The organism is Ensifer sp. Root1252 (assembly GCF_001425885.1).
GTDB classification, from domain to species: domain Bacteria; phylum Pseudomonadota; class Alphaproteobacteria; order Rhizobiales; family Rhizobiaceae; genus Ensifer; species Ensifer canadensis.
In genome coordinates this window covers 310995-334948 of the sequence record NZ_LMDT01000023.1, presented here as the reverse complement: position 1 = coordinate 334948, position 23954 = coordinate 310995, and the positions used below count along the sequence as shown (strand labels likewise).

The 23954-nt window shown below is 61.4% G+C and carries 21 protein-coding genes and 1 other annotated feature; of the genes, 17 read left to right on the top strand and 4 right to left on the bottom strand.

All coding sequences use genetic code 11. The features are described from left to right. Positions 1–187: 187 nt before the first annotated feature. The 3 genes from ASD02_RS22725 to ASD02_RS22715 are packed head-to-tail and all read left to right on the top strand — an operon-like array spanning position 188 to position 2947. A complete protein-coding gene (locus tag ASD02_RS22725) occupies positions 188–1345 on the top strand; it encodes an aldo/keto reductase (protein ID WP_057220068.1) in 1158 nt (385 codons plus the stop codon). Between the two features lie 10 nt (positions 1346–1355). Beyond that, positions 1356–2345, top strand: a complete 990-nt coding sequence (locus ASD02_RS22720) for an aldo/keto reductase (RefSeq protein WP_057220067.1) — start codon at positions 1356–1358, stop codon at positions 2343–2345. Positions 2346–2404: 59 nt separating this feature from the next. Then, a complete protein-coding gene (locus ASD02_RS22715; protein ID WP_025430278.1) occupies positions 2405–2947 on the top strand; it encodes a flavodoxin in 543 nt (180 codons plus the stop codon). Positions 2948–3116: 169 nt separating this feature from the next. Here the strand turns inward: ASD02_RS22715 and ASD02_RS22710 are convergent, their stop codons facing one another. The 3 genes from ASD02_RS22710 to ASD02_RS22700 form a co-directional block, all read right to left on the bottom strand. After that, positions 3117–4583: a SulP family inorganic anion transporter gene (locus ASD02_RS22710; protein ID WP_057220066.1), complete on the bottom strand. Its 1467-nt coding sequence runs from the start codon at positions 4581–4583 to the stop codon at positions 3117–3119. 70 nt (positions 4584–4653) lie between these two features. Continuing rightward, positions 4654–4709, bottom strand: a sequence feature (sul1 is cis-regulatory element that is thought to sense ions involved in sulfur or methionine metabolism; They are found in Alphaproteobacteria). Between the two features lie 316 nt (positions 4710–5025). Continuing rightward, positions 5026–5322 carry a PRC-barrel domain-containing protein gene (locus tag ASD02_RS37300; RefSeq protein ID WP_082523550.1) on the bottom strand — a complete coding sequence of 99 codons (297 nt, stop codon included), beginning with the start codon at positions 5320–5322 and terminating at the stop codon, positions 5026–5028. Between the two features lie 181 nt (positions 5323–5503). Further along, a complete protein-coding gene (locus tag ASD02_RS22700; protein WP_057207172.1) occupies positions 5504–5752 on the bottom strand; it encodes a hypothetical protein in 249 nt (82 codons plus the stop codon). Positions 5753–6262: 510 nt separating this feature from the next. Between ASD02_RS22700 and ASD02_RS22690 the strand changes: the two genes are divergently transcribed. Further along, positions 6263–6508: a hypothetical protein gene (locus ASD02_RS22690; RefSeq protein ID WP_057207325.1), complete on the top strand. Its 246-nt coding sequence runs from the start codon at positions 6263–6265 to the stop codon at positions 6506–6508. A gap of 1108 nt (positions 6509–7616) precedes the next feature. Here the strand turns inward: ASD02_RS22690 and ASD02_RS22685 are convergent. Then, positions 7617–8651, bottom strand: a complete 1035-nt coding sequence (locus ASD02_RS22685; RefSeq protein ID WP_057207174.1) for an AraC family transcriptional regulator — start codon at positions 8649–8651, stop codon at positions 7617–7619. A gap of 162 nt (positions 8652–8813) precedes the next feature. On the opposite strand from ASD02_RS22685, the gene ASD02_RS22680 reads away from it, so the two are divergent. From ASD02_RS22680 to ASD02_RS22620, 13 genes are all read left to right on the top strand, one after another. Beyond that, positions 8814–9680, top strand: coding sequence for a sugar phosphate isomerase/epimerase (locus tag ASD02_RS22680; RefSeq protein ID WP_057220065.1), 867 nt, complete (start codon positions 8814–8816; stop codon positions 9678–9680). 7 nt (positions 9681–9687) lie between these two features. Continuing rightward, a complete protein-coding gene (locus ASD02_RS22675; RefSeq protein WP_057220064.1) occupies positions 9688–10536 on the top strand; it encodes a sugar phosphate isomerase/epimerase family protein in 849 nt (282 codons plus the stop codon). Beyond that, the gene (locus ASD02_RS22670; RefSeq protein WP_057220085.1) at positions 10533–12047 is read left to right on the top strand and encodes a sugar ABC transporter ATP-binding protein; all 1515 of its coding nucleotides are present in this window, start codon (positions 10533–10535) and stop codon (positions 12045–12047) included. The genes ASD02_RS22675 and ASD02_RS22670 overlap by 4 nt, the downstream gene beginning before the upstream one ends. Continuing rightward, positions 12044–13024 (top strand): ABC transporter permease, encoded by a 981-nt coding sequence (locus ASD02_RS22665; RefSeq protein ID WP_057207176.1) that lies wholly within the window; start codon positions 12044–12046, stop codon positions 13022–13024. The genes ASD02_RS22670 and ASD02_RS22665 overlap by 4 nt, the downstream gene beginning before the upstream one ends. Next, positions 13021–14022, top strand: coding sequence for an ABC transporter permease (locus tag ASD02_RS22660; protein WP_057207177.1), 1002 nt, complete (start codon positions 13021–13023; stop codon positions 14020–14022). The genes ASD02_RS22665 and ASD02_RS22660 overlap by 4 nt, the downstream gene beginning before the upstream one ends. Before the next feature lie 62 nt (positions 14023–14084). Beyond that, complete coding sequence (locus tag ASD02_RS22655; RefSeq protein WP_057207178.1) at positions 14085–15209, top strand: ABC transporter substrate-binding protein; 1125 nt, start codon at positions 14085–14087, stop codon at positions 15207–15209. A gap of 632 nt (positions 15210–15841) precedes the next feature. Beyond that, positions 15842–16669, top strand: coding sequence for a phosphogluconate dehydrogenase C-terminal domain-containing protein (locus ASD02_RS22650; RefSeq protein WP_057220063.1), 828 nt, complete (start codon positions 15842–15844; stop codon positions 16667–16669). 117 nt (positions 16670–16786) lie between these two features. Continuing rightward, entirely contained in the window at positions 16787–17728 is a 942-nt protein-coding gene (locus tag ASD02_RS22645) for a D-ribose ABC transporter substrate-binding protein (protein WP_057220062.1), read from the top strand. Positions 17729–17797: 69 nt separating this feature from the next. Beyond that, a complete protein-coding gene (locus ASD02_RS22640) occupies positions 17798–18436 on the top strand; it encodes a DUF2291 family protein (protein WP_057220061.1) in 639 nt (212 codons plus the stop codon). A 2-nt stretch (positions 18437–18438) separates the two neighbouring features. Next, the gene (locus ASD02_RS22635) at positions 18439–19983 is read left to right on the top strand and encodes a sugar ABC transporter ATP-binding protein (RefSeq protein WP_057220060.1); all 1545 of its coding nucleotides are present in this window, start codon (positions 18439–18441) and stop codon (positions 19981–19983) included. After that, positions 19983–21050, top strand: a complete 1068-nt coding sequence (locus ASD02_RS22630) for an ABC transporter permease (protein ID WP_057220059.1) — start codon at positions 19983–19985, stop codon at positions 21048–21050. Before ASD02_RS22635 ends, ASD02_RS22630 begins: the two co-directional genes overlap by 1 nt. A 2-nt stretch (positions 21051–21052) precedes the next feature. Beyond that, entirely contained in the window at positions 21053–22087 is a 1035-nt protein-coding gene (locus ASD02_RS22625; protein WP_057220058.1) for a Gfo/Idh/MocA family oxidoreductase, read from the top strand. Beyond that, positions 22084–23949 (top strand): hypothetical protein, encoded by a 1866-nt coding sequence (locus ASD02_RS22620; RefSeq protein WP_063978357.1) that lies wholly within the window; start codon positions 22084–22086, stop codon positions 23947–23949. Before ASD02_RS22625 ends, ASD02_RS22620 begins: the two co-directional genes overlap by 4 nt. The last annotated feature ends 5 nt before the right edge of the window (positions 23950–23954 follow it).

Sequence of the window (23954 nt, the reverse complement as noted above, 5' to 3'; positions counted from 1 at the left end):
TTCATGCGGATTATGGCATCTAATCGCCATCGGCGTCACGCGCTACCTTGGAACTCAATGGTGCGGGCAGCCGGACACTCGGATCTCTTCCAGCTTCTTCCGGCTGCGTTCGCAACGCACTCGGCCCCGAAACACGACGGTCGATGGGTAACGGTCTGCAAACCGATCACAGGGAAGGACGAAAGACATGACGAATGAGGACACAACGACAATCGGCCGTCGAGGCTTCCTCGGCGCGGCGGGAAGTCTTGCGGTGGCTCCCCTGCTCGCCAGTGCGAGTTCGCCGGCCTTTGCACAGGCAGGGACCGCGGACAGTTCTGCCTCAGTCCAGTCGAGCGATCGGCGAAAGCTTGGAACGCTGGAAGTCTCAAGCGTCGGCCTTGGTGTTCAGAACATGGGCCGGACCTATCAGACGACGATCCCGTCCCGGCTGGAGATGATCAACATCATCCGTGCGGCCCACGAGCGCGGCGTCACCTTTTTTGATACCGCCGAGGCCTATGGCCCGCATGAGTGCGAGCGGATTCTTGGCGAAGCCATCGAACCGTTCCGAGATACCGTCGTGATCACCTCGAAATTCGGATGGAACATCGACCTCCAAACCGGCGAGCGCCGTCCCGGCCTCAACAGTCGTCCGGATCACATCAAGATTGTGGTTGACGGCATGCTCAAGCGTCTGCGCACGGACCGCATCGACCTTCTCTACCAGCACCGCGTCGATCCGAACGTTCCGATCGAGGATGTCGCTGATGTAGTCAAGGACCTCATGGACCAGGGCAAGGTCCTGCATTGGGGCCTTTCCGAAATGGGGATTAACACATTGCGCCGCGCTCACGCCGCACTTCCCGTGTCGGCCGTCCAGAGCGAGTATTCGATGCTGTGGCGTGGGCCTGAAGATCAAGTGCTTTCGGTCTGCGAGGAACTCGGCATCGGTTTCGTTCCATGGAGCCCGCTTGGTGTCGGTTTCTTGACGGGTGCAATCGACGCGCGGACGCGTTTTGCCCAGGGCGACATCCGCGGGATCGAATCGCGTTTCTCGCCGGAAAACCTGCCGGCGAACCTGGCGCTTGTGACATTGTTGAATAACTGGGCTGACCGGAAGCAGGCGACCCGGGCTCAAATTGCACTTGCGTGGCTGTTGGCGCAAAAGCCGTGGATCGTACCGATCCCTGGGACGACACAGATGCCGCACCTGCTTGAGAATATCGGCGCCACGTCGATCAGCTTCAGCGCCGAAGAGACCACAGAACTCAATGCCGCAGTCTCTGCCATAAAGGTGCGCGGCCAGCGCTTGCCCGATGCCGTTCTGGCCTACTCGGCCGTCGAGGCACCTGAGAAGAAGTAAGGGATAAACAATGAAACACAGATATCTCGGAAATCTTGAAGTGTCGGCCCTAGGCCTCGGCTGCATGGGTATGACGGGCGTCTACGGCTGCGCTGGGGATAGGAGTGAGATGATCCAGCTCATCCACGACGCGCACGACCTGGGCGTGACGCTTTTCGACACGGCAGAAGCCTATGGACCTTTCACCAACGAGGAGTTGCTGGGGGAGGCGCTTCGACCGATCCGCGACAAGGTCGTCATTGCCACGAAGTTCGGCTTCGACATAGACCTTGAGACCGGCGCGCGCAGTGGCGGCACCAACAGCCGTCCCGAACATGTCAAGGCGGTGGCGGAGGCCGCGTTGAAGCGGCTGAAAACGGATCGCATCGACCTCTTCTATCAGCACCGTGTCGATCCGGCCGTGCCGATCGAAGACGTGGCCGGCGCCGTCAAACAGCTTATCGCCGAAGGCAAGGTCAAGCACTTCGGTCTCTCGGAGGCCGGCGTCCAGACCATCCGCCGCGCCCATGCAGTCCAGCCCGTGACCGCGGTGCAGAGCGAATATTCGCTGTTCTGGCGCGCACCGGAGGCCGAACTTCTGCCGGCGCTCGAGCAACTTGGCATCGGCTTTGTTCCCTTCAGCCCGCTCGGCGCCGGTTTCCTCACCGGCAAGATCGACGAGCACACGGCCTTTGATCCGACGGACTTCCGCAACCATGTGCCGCGGTTCACACCCGAAGCCCGCAAGGCGAACATGGCGCTGGTGAGCGTGGTCAAGGCAGTGGCCGATCGCAAAGGTGCTACGCGGGCGCAAGTCGCGCTCGCCTGGCTGTTGGCGAAAAAGCCCTGGATCGTCCCGATTCCCGGCACCACCAAGCTCCGTCGGTTGGAAGAAAACCTTGAAAGTGCCGATCTGGAAATGACGCCTAATGATCTTGCCGAGATTGATGCCGAGGTCTCCAAAATCGAGGTCCGTGGCGAGCGTCTTCCCGAAGCATCGCTCAAGATGACCGGGCTTTAATCAAAGGCAGGTGAACCGTCGTGACTGATTTCGGCAAGCCGACCCGGAGGGGCCTTCTCATGGCGCCGCTGTTCCTCACCCTTGCGGCGGGCAGCGCGTCCGCCACCGTGGCCCAACAGGGCAAGAAGCCGCTCGTGGCGGTGTTTTCGCGCAGCGGAAACACGCGGGTTGTCGCCCGGCAGGTCCGCCGTGCCCTGGGCGCAGATCTATTCGAGATCGAGCCGGAACAACCGTATCCCGACGACTATTTCGAGACGGTCGCGCAGGCGCAATCGGAACGCGACCAAGGCTATAAGCCGCCCTTGAGGGCGACGGTGGACAACGTCGCCAGCTATGCCACGATCTTCCTCGGTTTTCCGATCTGGGGCATGACGGCGCCTCCGGTGATACGGTCGTTTCTTTCCGCGCATGACCTATCGGGCAAAACCATTGTGCCACTCATCACCCATGGCGGTTACGGGCTTGGCGATAGCCTGTCGGTCCTCGCAACGCACGCGCCGACCGTGAACCTGGTCGAGGGCTTCTCCATGCAGGCGCCGCAGGAACGACAGACGATTGAAAGGGTGACAGACTGGCTCGACCGCTTGGGTGCCCCCAAGTGAGGTCGGATTTTTGCCCGAGATACTGGTTCTGGTGCCGGCCGCCAGGTCGGCTTCGGCCACAAAAGCGTGACGATTGTGATGGCCGCTGTTGGCCGACAGAACCTTAACAAAGAGGGCCATGGTCCTTGGCGTTCATGGCCAGCTCTTGTTGAGGATCAAATAATCTGGATCAGACCTCTTTAAGCTTCATCGCTCCATTCAGGCTCCCGATCAACGTGGCACTCGCCTCGTTCAGGCCCAATATATCCACGGCGATACCATGCGCCTTGTAACGTCCCACCACCTTATCCAGAGCATCGACGGCGGTGATGTCCCAGAAGTGTGCCTGTGATACGTCGATAAGAACGGCCATGCCACTTGCCTCTTCTATATCGAATGCCTCGACGAAGATGTCGGCCGACGCGAAGAACACCTGGCCCGACACGCGATATGTCAAACGTCCGGCAGCAGCGTCGACCGCGGTTTCAACCCGCAAGAGGCGGGCGACTTTGAACGTGAAGAAGACGCCGCTTAGAAGGACGCCCACTGTCACGCCGAGTGCCAGGTTCGAGGTAGACACCGTGACGAGGACGGTCGCGATCATGACCGCGCTCGACACCTTTGGGTGAACGATCACACTGCGCAGTGAACGCCAGTCGAACGTGTCGATCGATACCATAACCATGATGGCCACCAGTGCTGCGACCGGAACCTGAGACACCCATGGCTTCAGCAAGACCATCAGCACCAGCAGGAAGGCCCCCGCAAACAGCGTGGATAGTCGGCCGCGTCCGCCGTACTTCACGTTGCTGATGGTCTGGCCGATCATGCCGCAGCCTGCGATCCCGCCGAACAGGCTTGCCGCGGCATTTGCAATGCCGAGTCCCGTGCACTCCCTGTTCTTCGAACTCGGTGTTCCCGTCAGATCATTCACCACACTGGCCGTCATCATAGATTCAAGCAGGCCGACCATGGCGATGGCGAGCGCCGGCCCTGCGATAATCCTCAGCGTTTCCAGTGTCAGGGGAACGGTGGGCCAGCCAAAGATCGGAAGAGAGTCAGGCAACTTGCCGAGATCGGCAATGGTCATCACCGGGAGTTGTAACGAGATCGATACCAGGGTCAGAACCAAAATACAGATCAACGGCGATGGGATCGCCGTGGTGACCCTTGGGGCAAGGTAGATGACCGCAAGTCCTGCCGCCAGCATGCTGTAGGCAAGCCAGTCGCCGCCAATGATGTGCGGTAGCTGGGCTCCAAAGATCAGGATCGCAAGCGCGTTCACGAAGCCTGTGCGGACAGATTTCGAAACGAAACGCATGAGAACGCCGAGCCGAAGGAGCCCAAACAGTATCTGGAAGATGCCCGCGAGCAATCCGGCGGCAAAGAGATAGGGCAGCCCATGCGCGTGGACGAGGGGTGCTGCGACGAGCGCGACCGATCCTGCAGCAGCGGAAATCATGGCAGGACGCCCGCCCGTGAAAGCGATGACAATGCCGATGATGAAGGAGGCGAATAGGCCGACCTGAGGATCGACGCCGGCGACGAAAGAAAAGGCGATGACCTCGGGGATCAAGGCGAACGTCGCGACGGCCCCGGCGAGCATTTCGCGCATAGGGGCGGCGGACCAATCCCGGCGGATGGAGGAAAATTGCATCTGATGTGTTCTCGCAAAGCATGGCGAACGCGCTCGATCGAGCGGTTCTGAAGTTGGCATGCAGGTTTTGCGTGGTCTGGCGGATCGGCGGCCAGAAGAGCCACCCGGAGTTTCACCGGGTCCGTGGTGAGTGATTTTTTTATGACCTCATTTATTTCGCAATGCAACATGCAACGGAGCCTGCCGCGCATCGATTTGGGAGCTGCCGACCATGCTGGCTGTCGAGACCTCTGGTTCATCGCCGCTCAAGGCGTGAGTTTTGTGGCGGTCGGCGACATACGTTGCATCCGGCTATCTTCGTAGCGGACTTACCGTAGCTCCGTGAGGGAGTCCGCCAATGTGCGCACGTTGAACGAATGTGATCAGATCGGAGATATTCGCCGTCTGCGGTGCTTTTGACCACAGTCGGAGGAAGCCCGGCACATAGGCCGGGCTACAGTGGCTAATGGCGATGCTCGGGCATCTCCTTAAGCTGATCCTTGGTCCATGTCGTGATAGCGTGGACGTCGCCGTCCTCATCCCGCATGAAATCGAGATCGGTAAGGGGAACCGCGACCGGCTTGGCGCCTATGCCGAGGAAGCCGCCGACGTCAATGATAACGCTGCTGCCGGCGCCCGCTCCATGCACATGATCAACTTTGCCAACCTTATGGTCATCCGCTCCGTAAACTGTCGCACCTTCCAGGACTGCGGGCGTGAGTTCTGTGGCTGCGAGGCGGACGTGATTAGTGTGATCCATCTTCGTTTCTCCTTTGAAATGAACTGGTGAAACCTAATTGGAAGGAAAGTGTTCCATTCGAGCGCGATTGGTACTCGGCGTCTGAGTGCGATGGCGTGCCGCGCTTAACCCGCCGAGACGGGCGGACAGCGGCAAACAGACGCTGCTATCCACTAAAGCGTTCCAAGCGCCAGCGCGCCTCCTACCGCCAATAGCCCTGCCTAGTGTCCTCGATCGACGATCGCCCCATAATGTAGCCGATCGCGAAGGCAAGGGCGCCGATCGTAAGCACCAAACCCGTTGCGGTATGTGGGTGGTCCGCGGCCGCAGCAGCCACAGCACTGGTTTCGCGCTTCACCACATCTCCCGCTGTCTTTGCTACTTTGCGAACGCCAGTAGGTGGTTCGGTGGGTGTGCCGGTGAAGCCGGCTGTAAGGTCATTCTTTGCCATGGAGTTTCTCCTTGTTGGTGTGAAGGAGGAACTGACAATGGGGTGGGGAGGTTCCACAAATGGCCGACCGGCCCTTATCAATGGCGGTGCGTCGTCTGCGTAGGGCTGCGGAGCACCCGAAAAGCCGGATTTTCGATTGAGAAGTTTTGGAACGATTTTCCGAACACGGGGTTCATATTTCAGGCGTTCTGTGACGTCACCATCTTCGGTTTGAGGAATGCAATGATTGATCCTCCAAATCAGCCCCCAGGCACATCCGAGCGGAAGGTCGAACTCGACCAGGCGGTTGACTACGCGGTGCAGCTCCTTGTCGAAGAAGCCCACTTGGTCGGATGGGGCCGTGTAGAATTTCTGACGGCTATTTTGGACGCAACCAGTGCCCGACTTGCCGCGGCGGAAGAAGAAACAGAGCTAGAGGCCGGCGGCGTCACATTGCCAAGGGCCGCATACCCGACCGATTAGAGAATGCGCTTTTTCTCAATGGCCGACGAGCCGCAAGAAAGGTCGAACATGACGATTGCGATTGAGGAAGATCCGCAGGCATGGCGCGAGGATCTTCGACTGCGACTTGAGGGGTTGGTAGACCTGTTCGTCGTGGCAGGCATTCAGCAGGAAGATGTTTTCGCCGCCATCCTTGAGGATGTCGATGGTCTGCGCAGCGCCTGGATCCGCGATCCAGACCCCGCAGACGACGACACAGCGAAGACCACTATTGATGAACCTTCAAACGATTGGCCTGCGGCCGAGGGAAGGTAATCGTCCTGTTTTCTAGGGTTCACCGGGTCGCGGATGGGGCTTTTCCTCGTTGTCTGCTGCCACTCATTTTGGTGGTCGAGGATGAGTATCTGATCCCTATTTGGCTGCATATGGCGTAGGTCATAGCCCAAACGGACAACTTGTTTCGGAAAACCCGTCGTCCTATAAAACTGGTATACGCGCATCTGTCGAGCATGAGATAACTCCACGCCGGCAATCGCGCACTGCTTTCGACTCGTGACCACGGATGTACTGGCACTAGTCTTGGAAGCGACAAAGAAAAAAGGTCGGAGCCAGCGCGCCCCGGCCTTTTTTGTTGGGCCCGATGCTTATATTTACTTCGACGCATGCGCCTCTATTGAGCGGCCGCCGTTGGCTGGCGGCGTCGCTGTTTCAGTCGTCGTCTTTCCCGGAAGCACAAGCTTAGTGGCTTGAGCCTACTCGCCACTTCGAACCCGTTCAATATAGCGCTTCCTGTCTTCCTCGGACGCACTAGCCGACATGTCCTGTCCGAGTTCGGCCCTTTGAGATAGCGGGAGCCATGGTCGATTAGGGTTCTCTCTAACCCATAGCTGTCTGGCACGTCTTTCAATTTCAGCGTCTTCCAACGTCTCCTCCTTCGATTTGAGTTCGAGTACCGCAGGGCCAGGCTCTTGCACGACTGACCTTGAATCCTTTGCAGACCAGCGGGCAACCCGAAGTATCCTGGCCTGATAAGGATCTACGTAGTGCAGACACTCGATTGCTTCGATAGGCCGCCGTCGTCGCAAGGCCGTCGAGGCGGAATTTGACGTTGTCGTCAGCTCGCAGGCAGTCAAAGCTACGACCTGACCAAACTCGTGCATCTGGATCGGCGCGGCAACGGGAAGGCTGTTCGCAAATTCCTGGCGTGGATCCAGGGCCAGGTGTGATTGCAGCCGAAGACGAGGACCAACCGGATAGGAAAAAAACGTCCCGCAACCGGTTTGATTCGTCGCTGATGGTCATCCTGGCCATGTCCGCGTAACGCTCGAGACGCCGGTCCTTCCAAAGCTCTCTTTGCGCATAGCGCCGGCGCCCCTGTGCCAACCAGATCTTCGTTCGGTAGGGGGATCCCTCCTGACGGAGCTCAGCTGGTCATCATCGTCTGCTGTCGCGGCGTCTCAATGGGCGAGAAGCCGAAGCGCTTCTTGTAGCAGGTGGCAAAATATTGGCTCGAGGAGAAGCCGCAGTCATAAGCAACGTTGGTGACGGACTGCTGGCCACTTTCGAGCAGTTGGCGCGCCGCGTTCAGGCGCAACATCTGCAAGTAGCGCACAGGCGTCATGTTGGTCAGCACCTGGCAATGCTGGGTGAACTGGGTGCGCGAGAGATTGCATTCGACAGCCATGTTCTCCAGGGTCCAGTCTTCGTCGAGGGCATGCCTCAAGCGCTTGAGGAAAATCTCGACCGTGCGCTTGGAACTTGCGAGTGCCAGATCCAGCACCGGCGCCTGGCTTTCCAGCATTTGGCGGAACTGGAGCAGCATCATCGAGATCAGCAGGCGCAGGCGCGCTTCGCCGCCATGGATGTCACGGCTCGCCACCACCTCGTGAATATCCATGAAGGTGCGCGCGACTTCGCGCGAGGCGAGATAGGAGATCTGCTCGTTCTTGGACAGAAGCTCGCTCAGCCGCCTGCGATCCCGTTCCGGCCAGCCGATCCAATCGGGCCAGAGCCAGGTTTCATGTGGGCGACGCACGCCCATGTCCATCAGCACCCAGACGATATGGCTTGCGCCGATATTGGGGTCGCCGAGCGCATGCAATTGCCACGGCCGGACGACGAACATCTGGCCTTCGCTGAGCGTGGTCTTGCGGCCGTCCATCGTAATGGTGAGAGAGCCGCGTGCGAGATAGGCGATCTTGACGCCTTCGTTGCAATGTTCGCGCAGACCCCAGTCCTGCGGGTTCGTCGCATCCCAACCGCCGACGGAACAGACCTGCGGCAGGGCGTGGCCGAGGTCGATGCCCGGATAGCCGCGTCGCGTCCATGCGTTGAGCGAGACCTGTCCGGCAAGAGACGCCTTCATCAGGTCCTGGCAGTTCCCGGCATAGAGCAGGGCACCCGGCTCACGGAAAACCGCCGGCCGGCCGACGGCTCGCTCATTGTTGACTTTGCTCATCGCTCTCCCCCGCCGATGTTCAAAATTTACCAGTCCTCTATTTCGAACGCGGACGCTCCTTTATTGCGCAATGCTGCGTCATCATCAAGCGGCAAACGGAGGCGCTTCGTGATTTGTCGTTGAAACTCAACGGCATGGAGGAGAATCAGGGAGGATTTTCCGGTGCGGATAGGTTTCCACACGGACGCGTTCAACTCGGCCTATTGGTCGTTCGAAAAATGCTTGCAGTGGGCGAGCGACAACGATGTGCACTTCATCGAGTGTGGCCTGATAGACGGGGTGAGCTGGATTCATGGTCTCGGCTACCAGCCGCATGTCGCGCTTTACGAGGATCCCGCACTACTGCGTCGGAAGATGGATCGCTACGGCGTGCGCTTCTCCCAGGTCGATGCCGCCTATCCGCTTTCCGGCGAAGATGGCCCGTTGCGCGGCGTGCCTTACGTGCTGAAATCGATTGCCTGGGCCGCGCAGGCCGGCAGCCCTTGCGTCGACACGACCGACGGGCTCCATATGCCGCCGGGGCTGAGCGAAGAAGAATCGATGGCGCTCATGAAGCGCAGCTACGAGAAGATCATCGAGGTCGCGGAAGCGCACGAAATCATCGTCAATATCGAGCCGCACGGGCATTTCACCACGCGCTCCGAATTCATGGAGCGCATGCTTGCCTTCGTCGATTCCCGATGGCTGCGCATGAACATGGACACCGGCAACACCTTCATCGCCGGTCAGGAGCCGACGGAGTTTCTGCCGCGCTTCGTCGACAAGGTCAGCCACGTTCACGTCAAGGATGTTTCGCAATCGCTCGCCGCTGCGGTTCGTGGCGGGCAGACCGGCATCGCGGTCAGCCATTGCGCGCTCGGCGATGGTGTCAATGCCGACAACATCAAGGCCTGCCTCGCGATACTGCGCGATCACGGCTACGACGGCGTGCTCAGCCTGGAATGCGAGGGAGCCGCCGGCCCGATGATCGAGAAATCCCTGTCTTGGATTCGCGCGACCTGCCGCGACCTCGGCATCAAGCTGCACTGAGCGCGCCATGAACCTGGGCATCAACCTTCTCTGTCTGACTGACTTCGTCGAGGACAGGCACCTGGCCAGCATCGGACGGCTGCGCGACCTCGGTTATGACGGGGTCGAGCTCCCGGTCCTTAAAGGTGCCGTCAGCCACTATGAGCGCCTGGGCAAGGAGCTCGACACGCTCGGCATCGGCCGATCGACCACGTCGATCGTTCCGACGCCGGACGCCAACCCGGTCAGTTGTGACGCGGACGTACGAGCGCGCGGCCTTGCCCATCTCGACTGGGCCCTGGATTGCGCCATCGCCCTTGGGGCCGAAAGTATGGGTGGGCCCTTCCATGCACCGATCGGGTTCTTCACCGGGGCCGGGGCCAGCGAGGACGAGCTCAAATACGGCGCCGACGCACATCGGGCACTGGCGGAGCGGGCTGCGGCAAACGGTATGCATCTGAGCCTCGAGCCCCTCAATCGCTTCGAGACCTATTACCTGAACACCATGGAGCAGGCCCGCTCCTATGTGGACCGGGTTGGGCATCCAGCCTTCAAGATCATGTACGACACCTTTCATGCCAACGTCGAAGAGCGTCGGCCGGAGGCGGCCATTCGCCTGATCGGCAGCGACATCGGCGTCTTTCACGTCTCCGAGAACGATCGTGGCATCCCGGGACGGGGACACATAGACTTCGCCGCAATGTTCAAGATCTTGAAGGAGATCGGTTATGACGGCTGGCTGACCCTTGAAGCATTCGGCGCCGGACTTCCAGCAATCGCGACGGCAACCCGCGTCTGGCGGCCGCTGTTTCCCGATTTCGAGACGCTCTTTTCCGAAAGCGCGACGTTCATTCGCAAGACATGGGCACAAGCATGACCATTCCTTCTCCCGCAATCGAGATGCGCGGCATCACCAAGAATTTTCCCGGCGTCAAAGCGCTGAAAGGTGTGAGCTTCGTTGCCTATCCGGGTGAGGTCCACGCACTGGCCGGCGAGAACGGCGCCGGCAAGTCTACGCTGATGAAGATCCTCTCCGGCGTCTACCGACTGGATGGCGGCGCCGTCGTCGTGGGCGGAGAGGAGCGACATTTCACTCATCCGCTCGATGCGATCCGCGCCGGCATCGCGGTGATCTACCAGGAATTCTCGCTACTACCCGAGCGCACCGTGGCGCAGAACATCTTTCTCGGCCGCGCGCCGACGCGGTTCGGCCTCGTCGACCACGGGGCGATGAACCAGGAGGCGCGACGCGTGCTCTCGCTGTTCGGCTCGTCGCATCGGATCGAACCCGACACGGTTGTCGCCGACCTCGATGTCGCAAGCCAGCAACTGGTCGAGATCGCCAAGGCGGTGTCGCTCGATGCACGGGTGATCGTGATGGACGAGCCGACTGCCGCCCTGAACGAGGCGGAATGCGAGGTGCTGTTCGGCCTCGTTGACACGCTGAAGATGAGGGGTGTGGCGATCGTCTATATCACGCACCGCATGCGCGAGATCACGCGGCTTGCCGATCGGGTGACTGTGCTGAAGGACGGCGAAACGGCCGCGAGCTTCGACGAAGTGCCGGAGCCCGATGTGATCGTACGCGCCATGGTCGGCCGCGATATCGGCGATTTCTATGCGGCGCCGGCGACGTCGCAGGAGATTGGTGATGCCGTGCTCTCCGTGCGCAATGCCGGCAACGAGCGGCTGAAGAACATTTCCTTCGAACTTCGCGCCGGCGAGATCGTCGGTTTTGCCGGATTGCAGGGGGCAGGGCGCGTTGCGCTCGCCCAGGCGATTTTCGGCTTTTCGCCCTTCATCAGGGGCGAGGTGCTGCTTGCCGGCAAGCCGGCGCGGTTCACCAACCCGCGCGACGCCATCCGCGCAGGCATCGGCCTTTTGCCGGGCGATCGCAAGGCCGAAGGGCTGGTGCTCATGCAGTCGGTCACGGACAATGGCATGCTGACGGCAAGGGCGCTGTCGGCTCTCGCGGGCAAGGCTGATGCGACCGCGTTCGCCTCCACTGAGGAGATGGATAGGCTGCTGCAGGACCTCGACGTGCGCGCGGGCAGCTTTTCCCAGGAAATCAAGGCGCTCTCCGGCGGAAACCAGCAGAAGGCAATTGTCGCGCGCTGGCTGGCTCTGGCGCCACGCTTGCTGATCTTCATCGAGCCGACGCGCGGCATCGACGTCAATGCCAAGGCCGGCATCTACCACCTCATGCGCGATCTCGCCCGCAAGGGTACGGCGATCATGATGATTTCGTCCGACCTGCCGGAGGTGCTCGGTGCTGCCGACGGCATCCTCGTTATGCGCGCCGGCGAACTGGTGGCAGCGTTCCAGCGCGGCGTGTCGGAAGCCGATGTCATGCTCGCTGCAACCGGCGAAGAGGCGGTGGCGGCATGAACACGGCGATCTTCACCAAACGCCCCACTTCGCGCATTGAGCGCTATTCGCCGGCCCTGCTGCTCGCTGCCGCGCTTCTGATCTACATCGCTATCGCGCTCAGCCTTGGTTTGACGCGGTTCCTGACACCGGAAGCGGCGATCTCCATCCTCAACCGCTCCATCGCGCTCGGCATGACCGCTGTCGGCCAGACCTTCGCCATTCTCGTCGGCTCGATAGACCTGTCGGTGGCGCATCTCATTTCCGCGTCGGCGGTGGTCTCGTCGGCGATCATGAACGGTGATCCGGCGATGATGGTGCCTGCCGTCCTCGCGGTGCTGCTGATGGGTGTTCTGGTCGGCACGTTGAACGGGCTGCTGATTATCAGGCTGGAGGTCAATCCGCTCATCGCGACGCTGGGCATGGCGCTCATCATTCAGGGTTGCCTTGCTTCCTTCCACGGCAAGTTCGCAGGTTCGGTCCCGGATGCGTTCCAGTTCTTCGCCTATGGCACTGTGCTGGGATTGCCATTCAGCCTCATCATGCTGGCGCTGGTCGTTCTTGCTGCCTGGGTCCTGCTGCGGTTCACTCGCTTCGGGTCCAACATCTACTCAGTCGGCGGCAATCGCGACACCGCGCGTGCAGCGGGCATCAAGACGGGCCGCGTGGTGATGGCGAGCCATATCATCTGCAGCCTGTGTGCGTCACTGGCGGGCCTTTATCTCGCAAGTCGCCTGAAGTCCGGTTCGCCCTGGATCGGCACGGAGGGTGCATACGACCTGGAATCGATCGCCGTCGTGGTCATCGGCGGGACGATCCTCTCCGGCGGCAAGGGCGGGATCTGGGGCACCGTCGCGGGCGTCATCATCTTCTCGCTGATCGACTCCATCTTTAATCTCGCCGGCGTCGACGCCTTCGCCAAGCAGGTGATGCGTGGCATCATCATTGTCGCAGCCGTCGCCTTCTACGCCGTGCGTTCGAAGAGGATAGTGGCATGATTCAGCAAACCATCGGCTCTGCAGAGACGCCCGGCACCTCGAGAAGCGGCCGCTTCCCGAAGATCAATCCCGTCTTCTTCGTGCTTGCAGCCCTGCTCGTCGCCATCACGCTGTCGAACCCGAATTTCGTCGAGCCCCCCGGATACATGAATTTCCTGAAGCGTGCCGCGCCGCTGGCGATCCTCGCCGCCGGCCAGATCTATGTCATCGTCTCTGGTGGATTCGATCTCTCGGTCGGCTCGCTGATCACGCTGACAGTGGTCGGTTCATCGATGCTGCTCAACAACAATGCCGATGCGACATGGTGGGTGATCCCTGTCATGTACGCTGTCGGGCTCGCTGTCGGCGTGATCAACGGTCTCGTCGTCAGCTTTCTGAGGGTCCCCTCGCTGATTGCCACACTCGGCATGATGATTACTCTGAACGGTGCAGCCTTCATGTGGTCGAGCGGATCGCCGCGCGGCTACCTGCCCGAGACTTTCCGCTTCTTCGGGCGCGTCAATATCCAGGGCATTCCGCTCATTCAGTTCCTGCCGGTTGCGCTGCTGGTGCTGCTTTCGGTCGGCATATGCCTGTTCTGGCTCATGCATCGCACCAATCTCGGCCGCATGCTGCATGCGATCGGCGACAATCCGCGGGCGGCGCAGATGTCGGGCGTCCCGCTCGAGCGGGTTCGCATCACCGCCTTCGTCGTGTCGTCGCTGAGCGCCGTGACGGCCGGCATTCTGCTCGGCGGTTTTGCGGGCGTCTCGACAGATGTCGGCGTCGGCTACGAGCTGCAGGCGATCACGGCTTGCGTCATCGGTGGTGCGCAGCTTCTCGGCGGGCGTGGCTCGGTGCCCGCGTCGATCGCCGGCGCGTTGACGCTGACTGCGATCTTCACGCTGCTCAATTTCATTGGCTTGCCGAAACCGGTGCGCGATGTCGTGCAGGGCGTGATCCTGATCGTCGCCGTCGTGCTTGCCACCTATCGGCGCAACCGCGCCGGTGGGACCTGAGTTTCGTCGGCCGAAGGGCCGTCGGGAGGAACTGAAAAATCATGATCAAATGGGAGTGAGACATGAAAAGACTGCTGACCGCCACCCTTTCGGCTGCCCTCATCGCCAGCACCGCGCAGGCCCAACAGCTGAACTTCGACGATCCTGCCGAGTTCGCCAGGCAGCGCGAGCTCTTGACGGCAAAGGCCAACGGCCCGGGTGGGGAGCCGTGGGCGCAATATTACGGTGACCAAATGGCCGACACCGCAAAGTTCAAGAAGGATGGTCCCTACACGATCTGCTTCTCGAACGCCGGGGTCAACAATGCCTGGCGCGTGACCGGCTGGACGAACATGCAGGCTGAAGTGAAGCTCCATCCGGAAATCAAGGAGCTCATCCATGTCGATGCCGAAGGCTCCGACGACAAGCAGATCTCCGACATCGACGATCTGATCAATGGCGGCAAATGCTCGGCTCTGATCGTCTCGCCGAACACGACCGCGGCGCTGACCCCGGCCGTCGAGAAGGCCTGTGCCAAGCTGCCCGTCATCGTCTTCGATCGCGGCGTCAACACAAAATGCCCGGTCACTTTCATCCACCCGGTCGGCGGTTATGGCTTCGGCATCCAGGCAGGCGAATTCGTGGCGGCCAATGCGCCGGCCGGCGCCAACGTGCTGATGCTGCGCATCGTGCCCGGCGTCGACGTACTGGAGACCCGTGCGTCCGCCGCCAAGCACATCTTCAAGGAAAAGGGGCTGAACGTCATCGGCGAGGAGTTCACCGAGGGCGACAACGCCAAGACCAAGTCGATCGTCGAGGACTATCTGCAGCGCGGCACGATCGACGCGGTCTGGATGGATGCCGGCGCCACCGCCGTTGCAGCGCTGGAGGCTTTCGAAGACTCCGGTCTGCCCCTGCCTGTTATCACCGGGGAGGACCAGCAGGACTTTCTGATGAAATGGAAGGCCGAAGGCTTCAAGGCGATCGCGCCGACCTACCCGACCTATCAGTGGCGCACGCCCATCATTGCGGCCGTGAACGTGCTGAAGGGTGAACCGGTCCCGGGTCCGGAATGGGTGATGCCGCAGCCGGCGATCACAGCCGAGACGCTCGACCAGTACGTCAACGACAAGATGCCGCCGCTACATCATGCCATGTGCGGCTGCGAAAAGCTGCCCGACTATCCGGCAGCATGGGGTGGGCAGTAAGAAGAAGAGGGCTGCGCGACAGCGCGGCCCCTTCCGTCGTCTCCCTCGCTGGACCGGTCCATAGAGCCGACGTTCCTCGGCCCGCGAATTGCCGGGTACAGGCCGACCGGAAATCTGAACGAGGCCATACCATCATAGCGCTGGCCGGTTACAGAGCGAAAAGGTGACGCCTTTTGCGCCCAGCCTGTCAATGTCACCAACGCCAGCCCCTTTGCTATAACCTCCGCGTCGCCGAAGGCCGATGCCACGTTGGTTGCGTCCGTCCTCATGGCGACTTGTCCCAGCTGTTTCAGGTCAAGCCACGCTCCGCCAGGTGACGGCCGCCGAGTACGCCTGCGTTCTTCGGTGAGCAGTTGCGGATCAGCCCAGAGGGTTTCAGTGCTTTGGTAGTCGAACGTCTGTGATGCGGCTCCTCTTGTGGGCAGGCCTTGTGCAGGCAGATGCCTCTACCCGGCTTGCAATCGAGCCGTCCTATTGCCGGCGCGGTTTCGCAGATCTCGATAACATGTATCTTATGATACCTGTTGACATGTTATACCAGTTGAGAAATATAGACCTACGCCGGGATCGGCGGAGGAACGTTTCGGCTGGACGAGATTGGCTCCGGTCACTTGCATTTAGGGAGGTCTTCGATGACATCGATCGCGCTGTTCGGTGCCGGTGGCAAAATGGGCTATCGGCTCGCCAAGAATCTGAAGGGTTCGCGCTTCGATGTCCGGCATGTCGAAGTGAGCGACGCCGGCAAGGCGCGCCTTTCGAAGGATCTCGGCATCGCCTGCGTTTCCGCCGATGAGGGCCTAGATGGTGCCGATGTCGTCATTCTTGCGGTTCCGGATACTGCGATCGGCAAGGTCGCGGCCGGCATTGCCGGCAGGCTGAAGCCGGGCATGATGGTCGTGGCGCTCGATGCCGCGGCCCCATTTGCCGGCCATTTGCCCGAGCGCGCGGACCTTACCTATTTCGTCACGCATCCCTGCCATCCGCCGATCTTCAATGACGAGACGGATCCAGCGGCCAAGCGCGATTTCTTTGGCGGCATCGCGGCCAAGCAGCACATCGTTTCCGCTCTGATGCAGGGTCCGGAAAGTGCCTATGCGCTCGGCGAAGAGATCGCCAAGGTCATCTGGGCGCCGGTCATGCGCTCGCACCGCGTCACCGTCGAGCAGATGGCGCTGCTGGAGCCGGGCCTGTCCGAAACGGTCTGCGCTTCGCTGCTCGTCGTTATGCGCGAAGCAATGGACGAATGCGTGCGCCGCGGCGTTGCCAAGGAGGCTGCCCGCGACTTCCTGCTCGGCCACATGAACGTGCTCGGCGCCGTGATCTTCGAGGAGACACCGGGCGTCTTCTCCGATGCCTGCAACAAGGCGATCGAGTTCGGAAAGCCCGTGCTCATGAAGGACGACTGGAAGCGCGTGTTCGAGCCCGCGGAAATCGCCGCGAGCATCCAGCGCATCACCTGATTTACGGCGGGCTTGGTCCGCGCTGACGGCGCCACGCGCCGGCAAAGAATCGCACCGGGAGGCCATTTTCAATGGGGGGATGGCCGAAGGAGACCGGGGCTAACTGGGAGGAGAAACATGAACATTACCCGTAGACTGATCACACTCGGTTTTGCTGCCGTCATGGCGGCTGGCGTTGCCATGCCGTCGTTTGCTGCCGATCTCATCGCGATCATCACGCCGAGCCACGACAACCCGTTCTTCAAGGCGGAAGCCGTAGGCGCGGAAGCCAAGGCCAAGGAGCTCGGCTACGAGACACTGGTTCTCGTTCATGACGACGACGCCAACAAGCAGTCGCAACTCATCGATACGGCAATCGGCCGCGGCGCCAAGGCGATCATCCTCGACAATGCCGGCTCGGAAGCCTCGATCGCCGCCGTAAAGAAGGCCAAGGATGCGGGCATCCCCTCCTTCCTGATCGACCGTGAAATCAACGCCACGGGCGTCGCTGTTTCCCAGATCGTCTCGAACAACTACCAGGGCGCGCAGCTTGGTGCCGAAGAGTTCGTCAAGCTGATGGGCGAGAAGGGTAACTATGTCGAGCTGCTCGGCCGCGAAGCCGACCTCAATGCCGGCATCCGCTCCAAGGGCTATCACGACGTCATGGACGAATATACGGACATGAAGATGGTCGCCCAGCAGTCGGCCAACTGGAGCCAGACCGAAGGCTACTCCAAGATGGAGACCATCCTTCAGGCCAATCCGGACATCCAGGGCGTGATCGCCGGCAACGACACGATGGCAATGGGCGCGATCGCGGCTCTGCAGGCTGCCGGTCGCAAGGACGTTATCGTCGTCGGTTTCGACGGGTCGAACGATGTGCGCGACTCGATCAAGGCGGGCGGCATCAAGGCAACTGTCATGCAGCCAGCCTATGCCCAGGCACAGCTCGCCGTCACCCAGGCGCATGAGTACATCACGACCGGCAAGGCGCCGGCCGAAGAAAAGCAGCTGATGGACTGCGTGCTGATCACAGCGGACAACGCCGGCAAGCTCGAAACCTTCGCGCTCTCCGAATAATCCTCTCGCAATGGCGCGAGGCAGGGGAAAACCCTGCCTCGCGTTTGCTGTTTATGACGGAGAATGGGAATGCTGAGGTTTCAGGCTGCCTGTACACTCATGCTTGCCGGCGCGCTTGCGCTTAGCGGCTGCAAATTCGTCAAGACCGAGGACGAACAGAAGCAAGCGGCGGCAGGCGCCTTCAATCCCGACAGGCTGGTCGCCGACATTTGGGACGCGAAGGTCGTACCCTATCTCGTCGAGCGTGCAGGCGCGTTCAAGGATGTCACCGCTCTTGCCGCAAACAATCTGGACGCGGCGGCGGAAAAATACGGCCACAAGGAAAAGCAGGGCAACGCGCCATGGACCTTTGCCGCCAAGGTCGACGGCGTGATCGTCGCTGAGGAGACGAAATCACGCGCGGCCTACGTTGATGTGGACGTGGACGGCGACACGAAGGCGGACGTGCGCGTCTCGATCGGCCCGGCCATCCGCGGCACGGCGTTGCGCGACAGCCTGAAATTCGTGAACTTCAACGAGTTCAAGAACCAGATCGAATGGGCGCAGTACGGAAAGGCCTTCAACACCCACGTGAACCGCGCCTTGCTTGAAAAGCTTTCGCGCGAGGGGCTCACCGGCAAGACGCTCAAAGCGACCGGCGCCTATCCGTTGCCGGCCAAGGGTCAGTTGCCGCAATTCGTGCCTGCCACCATCACCGTGGGAGGTTGACGATGGCCAATCTCGACGACGGCGACGTCATTCTCGAACTGAAGGACATCACCAAGGCCTATTCCGGTATCGTGGCGCTGAAGAAGGCGGACCTGAAGCTTCGCCGCGGTGCCGTGAATGTGCTCGTCGGCGAAAATGGTGCCGGCAAGTCGACGATGATGCGCATCATCGCCGGCGTGGAGCGCCCGACGCTCGGCGAGATCTGGATGGATGGCGAACGCATCCACCTGAACAGTCCCGCCGACGCGGTGCGCCACGGCATCGGTATCGTCTTCCAGGAACTGAACCTCTTCGGCAATCTCTCGGTTGCGGAGAACATCTTTGCCACCCGCGAGATCACACGTGGCCCCCGCGGCATCGACCACAAGGCGCAGGTGGAAAAAGCCAACGAATTCCTCAATCGCCTGGAAGCAGGCATCTCCGCCGAAACGCTTGCAGAAGACCTGCCGATCGGCCAGCAACAGCTCGTCGAGATCGCTCGCGCCGTATCGCTCGACACCCGCATCCTTATCATGGACGAGCCCACCTCGGCGCTCAGCGCCGCCGAAGTCGACGTACTCTTCCGCGTGATTGCGGACCTGAAAGCGCGCGGTGTTGCGATCGTCTACATCTCGCACCGGCTGGAAGAGCTGATGCGCATCGGCGACTACATCACGGTGCTGAAGGACGGCGAGATCACTGGCCATGCCATGGTCAAGGACATCGATACGCGCTGGATCGTGCGCTCGATGATCGGATCGGATGCCAAGGATTTTGCCAAGCAGGTCGAGCACGAGCCGGGCGAAGAGGTCTTTCGCATCGAAAACATCTGCCTGCCGCGCGCGCAGGGCGGCTATGCCGTTGACCATGTGTCGATCGGCGTTCGCAAGGGCGAGATCCTGGGGATCTACGGTCTCATGGGCGCTGGGCGCTCCGAGCTTTTCGAATGCATCATGGGCCGCCACGAGCACTATACGGGGAAAATCTTCGTCGAGGGCGAGGAGCTGAAGGGGCGTGACACGACCCGCCGCATCCGCGAGGGCCTGGCGCTGATCCCGGAAGACCGCCAACGCGAGGGCCTCGTGCAGTCCATGTCGATTGCTGACAACCTTTCCATGGCAAGCCTCGGCCAGTTCCTGAAGGGTGGCTTCCACATCGATCTCAAGCTTGAGAAGAAGGCGATCCTGGACGCGATCCGCAATCTTTCGATCAAGGCGAAGAACCCGGACTTCGACGTCACCTCGATGTCGGGCGGCAATCAGCAGAAGGTCGTCATCGGCAAGGCGCTGATGACCGGGCCGAAAGTGCTGCTGATGGACGAGCCGAGCCGCGGCATCGATGTCGGCGCCAAGGCGGACGTTTTCCGCACCATGCGGCGCCTGGCGGGCGAGGGGCTCGCCATCCTGTTCTCCACCTCCGACCTGGAAGAGGTCATGGCCCTTTCCGATCGCATCGCGGTGATGAGCAACGGCCGCCTGGTTACGGTGGTCGACCGCAAGGATGCCACTGAGGAGATGGTCATCTCGGCCTCCGCAGAGGGACATAAAACCAAAAGGATGCATGCGTGATGACGACAGCAACGCAAACTGCCGCCGCTGGCAACAGCCTCTCCACTGGGGCGGCCCTGCTCACGCTCATGAAGCTGAGGACGTTCATCGCGCTCTTCGCGGTGATCATCTTCTTCTCGATCTTCGCGCCGAATTTTCTGTCGACCGCGAACATGATCCTGATGTCGAAGCACGCGACGCAGAACGCCTTTCTCGCCATCGGCATGACCTTTGTCATCATCACCGGTGGCATCGACCTGTCCGTCGGCTCGATCGTCGGGCTCTGCGGCATGATTGCGGGCGGGTTGATCATGTACGGCGTGGCGCTGCCGCTCGGCTACACGGTCTATTTCAATATCGTCGAGGTCGCGATCATCGTGATGGCAGTCGGCATCCTCATCGGTGCGGTCAACGGTCTGCTGATCACACGGCTGAACGTTGCGCCCTTCATTGCGACGCTCGGCACACTCTATGTCGCACGCGGCATGGCGCTGCTCTATTCCGATGGCCAGACCCTGCCCAATCTCAACGGGCGGGAAGACCTCGGCAACCAGGGCTTCAGCTATCTCGGCTCCGGCTCGATCCTCGGCCTTCCGGTCTCCGTCTGGATCCTCATCGTCGTGGCGTTGGGTGCGGCCTACTTCGCCCGCTTCGTGCCGCTCGGCCGGCACATCTTCGCCGTCGGCGGCAATGAGCGCGCCTCCCGCATGTCGGGCATCCGTGTCAACCGCGTCAAGATGTTCGTCTACATGTTCTCCGGTTTCTGCGCGGCGATCGTCGGCCTCGTCATCTCCTCGGAACTGATGGCCTCGCATCCCGCGACCGGCACCAATCTCGAGCTCAACGCTATTGCAGCGGCAGTTCTCGGTGGTACATCCATGTCCGGTGGGCGCGGCACGATCGGTGGAACGATCATCGGCGCCTTCGTGATCGGCGTTCTGTCGGACGGGTTGGTGATGATGGGCGTGAGTTCGTTCTGGCAGATGGTGATCAAGGGCCTGGTGATCATTGTCGCCGTGGTGGTGGACCAGGCACAGCGCCGCCTGCAGCAGCGCGTGGCCCTGATGCAGATGGCAAAGGCAGGCTGAGCATGGCCAAGATCAAGGGCGCGCTGATCGGCTGCGGTTTCTTCGCCGTCAACCAGATGCATGGCTGGCAGGATATTGCCAATGTGGAGATCGTGGCGATCTGCGACCGCGATCCGGAGCGGTTGCGTATCGTCGGCGACCAGTTCGGCGTCGCGCGGCGCTACCAGTCGGCAGAGGCGACGTTTGCCGATGGCGGCTTCGATTTCGTCGATATCGCCACGACGGTCGGCAGCCATCGGGCACTGGTGGAGCTTGCCGCCAGCCATAAGGTGCCAGCGATCTGCCAGAAGCCGTTCGCGCCGACCCTTGAGGATGCCAAGGCCATGGTGGTTGCTGCCGACGGGGCTGGCATTCCGCTGATGATCCATGAGAACTTCCGCTGGCAAACGCCGATCCTCGCAGTGAAGGCGGTTTTGGACCGTGGCACGATCGGCACGCCCTTCTGGGGCCGCATCTCCTTCCGTTCCGGCTTCGATGTCTTTTCAGGCCAACCCTATCTCGCCAAGGGCAAGCGCTTCATCATCGAGGACCTCGGCATCCATTCGCTCGACATCGCCCGTTTTCTCTTCGGTGATGCGCACCGAATGACTGCCCGCACGGCGCGCATCAATCCTGACATTGCCGGTGAGGATGTGGCGACCATGCTGCTCGGCCACGACAACGGCATCACCTCGATCGTCGATGTCAGCTATGCGAGCAAGCTACCGGAAGAACCGTTCCCGCAGACCTTCGTCGAGATCGACGGCAGCACGGGCACGCTCCGTCTCGGCAAGGACTACAAGCTCACCGTCCATGGGCCAGAGGGCACGACGGAAAGCCTCGTCGCGCCGAAGCTGCTCCCCTGGGCCTCGCGGCCATGGCACAACATTCAGGAGAGCGTGGCGCTGATCCAGAAGCACTGGGTCGAGCGGCTGGCCGCGCGGCAGGAACCGGACACCTCCGGCCGCGACAATCTGCAAACCTTCGCCCTTGTCGAAGCCGCCTATCTTAGCGCCAGGCGCGGCGAGACCGTTTCGCTTGTGGATCTGCTGGGATGAACAAAGACGCGCTGCTGCTCTACGGGACCCGGGAGCGTGAGCCCGAAAGCCACACGCTCATCGCCGGCGATTTGAGCGTGGCGCTTCAGGACGGTAATCTTCGCAGCCTTCGGTTCCGCGGCTATGAGGTGTTGCGCGCGATCGCCTTCCTGGTGCGCGACGGGGATTGGGGCACCTGCAATGCCATGATCAGTGCCCTTGCCGTCGAAGAGAAAGAACAGGGTTTCTCCGTCACTTACAGCGCCCGCTTCACCGCGCCTTCGGGCGCCAATCTCGATTGCGCGGTCGCGATTTCCGGATCCGAGCGGACGGTGAGCTTTTCCGCAGACTGCATCAGCGACGCTGACTTCGAGACGGCCCGTGCCGGCTTCGCCGTGCTGCACCCGGTCGTCGGCGTCGCGGGCCAGCCAGTGGAAGTCCGGCATGGCGATGGCAGTATCGAGCAGGCGCATTGGCCGGAGCAGATTGAGCCCTGGCAACCTTTCAAGGATATCGCGGCGATCACGCATCGCGTTGCGCCGGGCATCGAGGCAACAACGCAGTTCGGTGGCGACGTCTTCGAGATGGAGGACCAGCGCAACTGGACCGACGGATCCTATAAGACCTATGTGCGGCCACTGGCGCTACCCTGGCCCTACCGCGTGCCGAAGGGCGAAGCGTTCGGCCAGCGGATTACCGTAGGCATCCGGGCGGAAGAGGGCGCGGCATTCGCGGTGGCGTCGGATCTGGTCACGCTTGTGCTGGCGCCGACGGCACTTCGCTTTCCGGAGCTCGGCGTCGGCTTGCGGCCGGAATGCTTCGCCGACGAACTCGCCTCGCTTGCCGTCCTCAAAACGATCGACGCGCGCCATCTGATCGCCCATTTCGATCCTGGCGCCGGACATGGGATCGCAGCGCTGGAAGGATACGCGGATATCGCTGAGCGGTCCGGCCTCAAGGTGACACTGGAACTTGCCCTGCCATGCAAGCGCCCGCTTGACGAGGAAATGGCCGAACTCGCCACGTTCATCGAAAAGGCTGGTCTGGCGCTCGATACGCTGTTCGTTTGCCCGTCAGTGGACCGTCAGTCAACGCCGCCCGGCAGTCAGTGGCCGCAGTGCCCGCCGCTCGCGGATGTCTATGCCGCGGCGCGGGCAGCCTTTCCCGGCGTTCGGCTCGGCGGCGGCATGATGAGCTATTTCACCGAGCTCAATCGCAAGCACGTGCCCGGTGATCGGATAGACTATGTCAGCCATTGCACCAACCCGATCGTGCATGCGGCTGATGACCTTTCCGTCATGCAGACCTTCGAGGCCCTTTGCGATGTCGTGCGTTCCACGCGGGCAATCTATGGCGACAAGCCCTATCGCATCGGCCCTTCCACCATCGCCATGCGCCAGAATCCCTATGGCAATGCCACGAAGGACAATCCGGCCGGCGGCCGCATCCCGATGGCCAGTGTCGACCCTCGGCACAATGGACGTTTCGGCGCCGCCTGGGCGCTGGCCTATGCCGCAACCGTGGCCTCTGCAGGACTGGAAGTCCTGACGCTTTCGACGCTTGCAGGCCCTTTCGGGCTTGTCGCCGGTGAGGGGGAGACGACCGCGAAAGGCGAGTTGCGGCCGCTTGCACATGTGCTGGCGCGTCTCGGGGCACTCGCAGGCGAAGAGGTTGTCGCGGTCGAGACCTCACGGCCGGATGCGGTGCTGGGGCTGGCGTCCCGGGAGCGGTTGCTTCTGGCAAACATAACGCCTGCGCCGCAGACAGTGTTGCTCACTGCTACGCCGCGAAAGGTCGTGGAAATTGCGAGCGGTGAGAAAGTCCTGGCGTCAGGACAGCACGTCACTCTACCAGCCTATGGCTGCGTCGAGATCTTCATCTGAGCGTT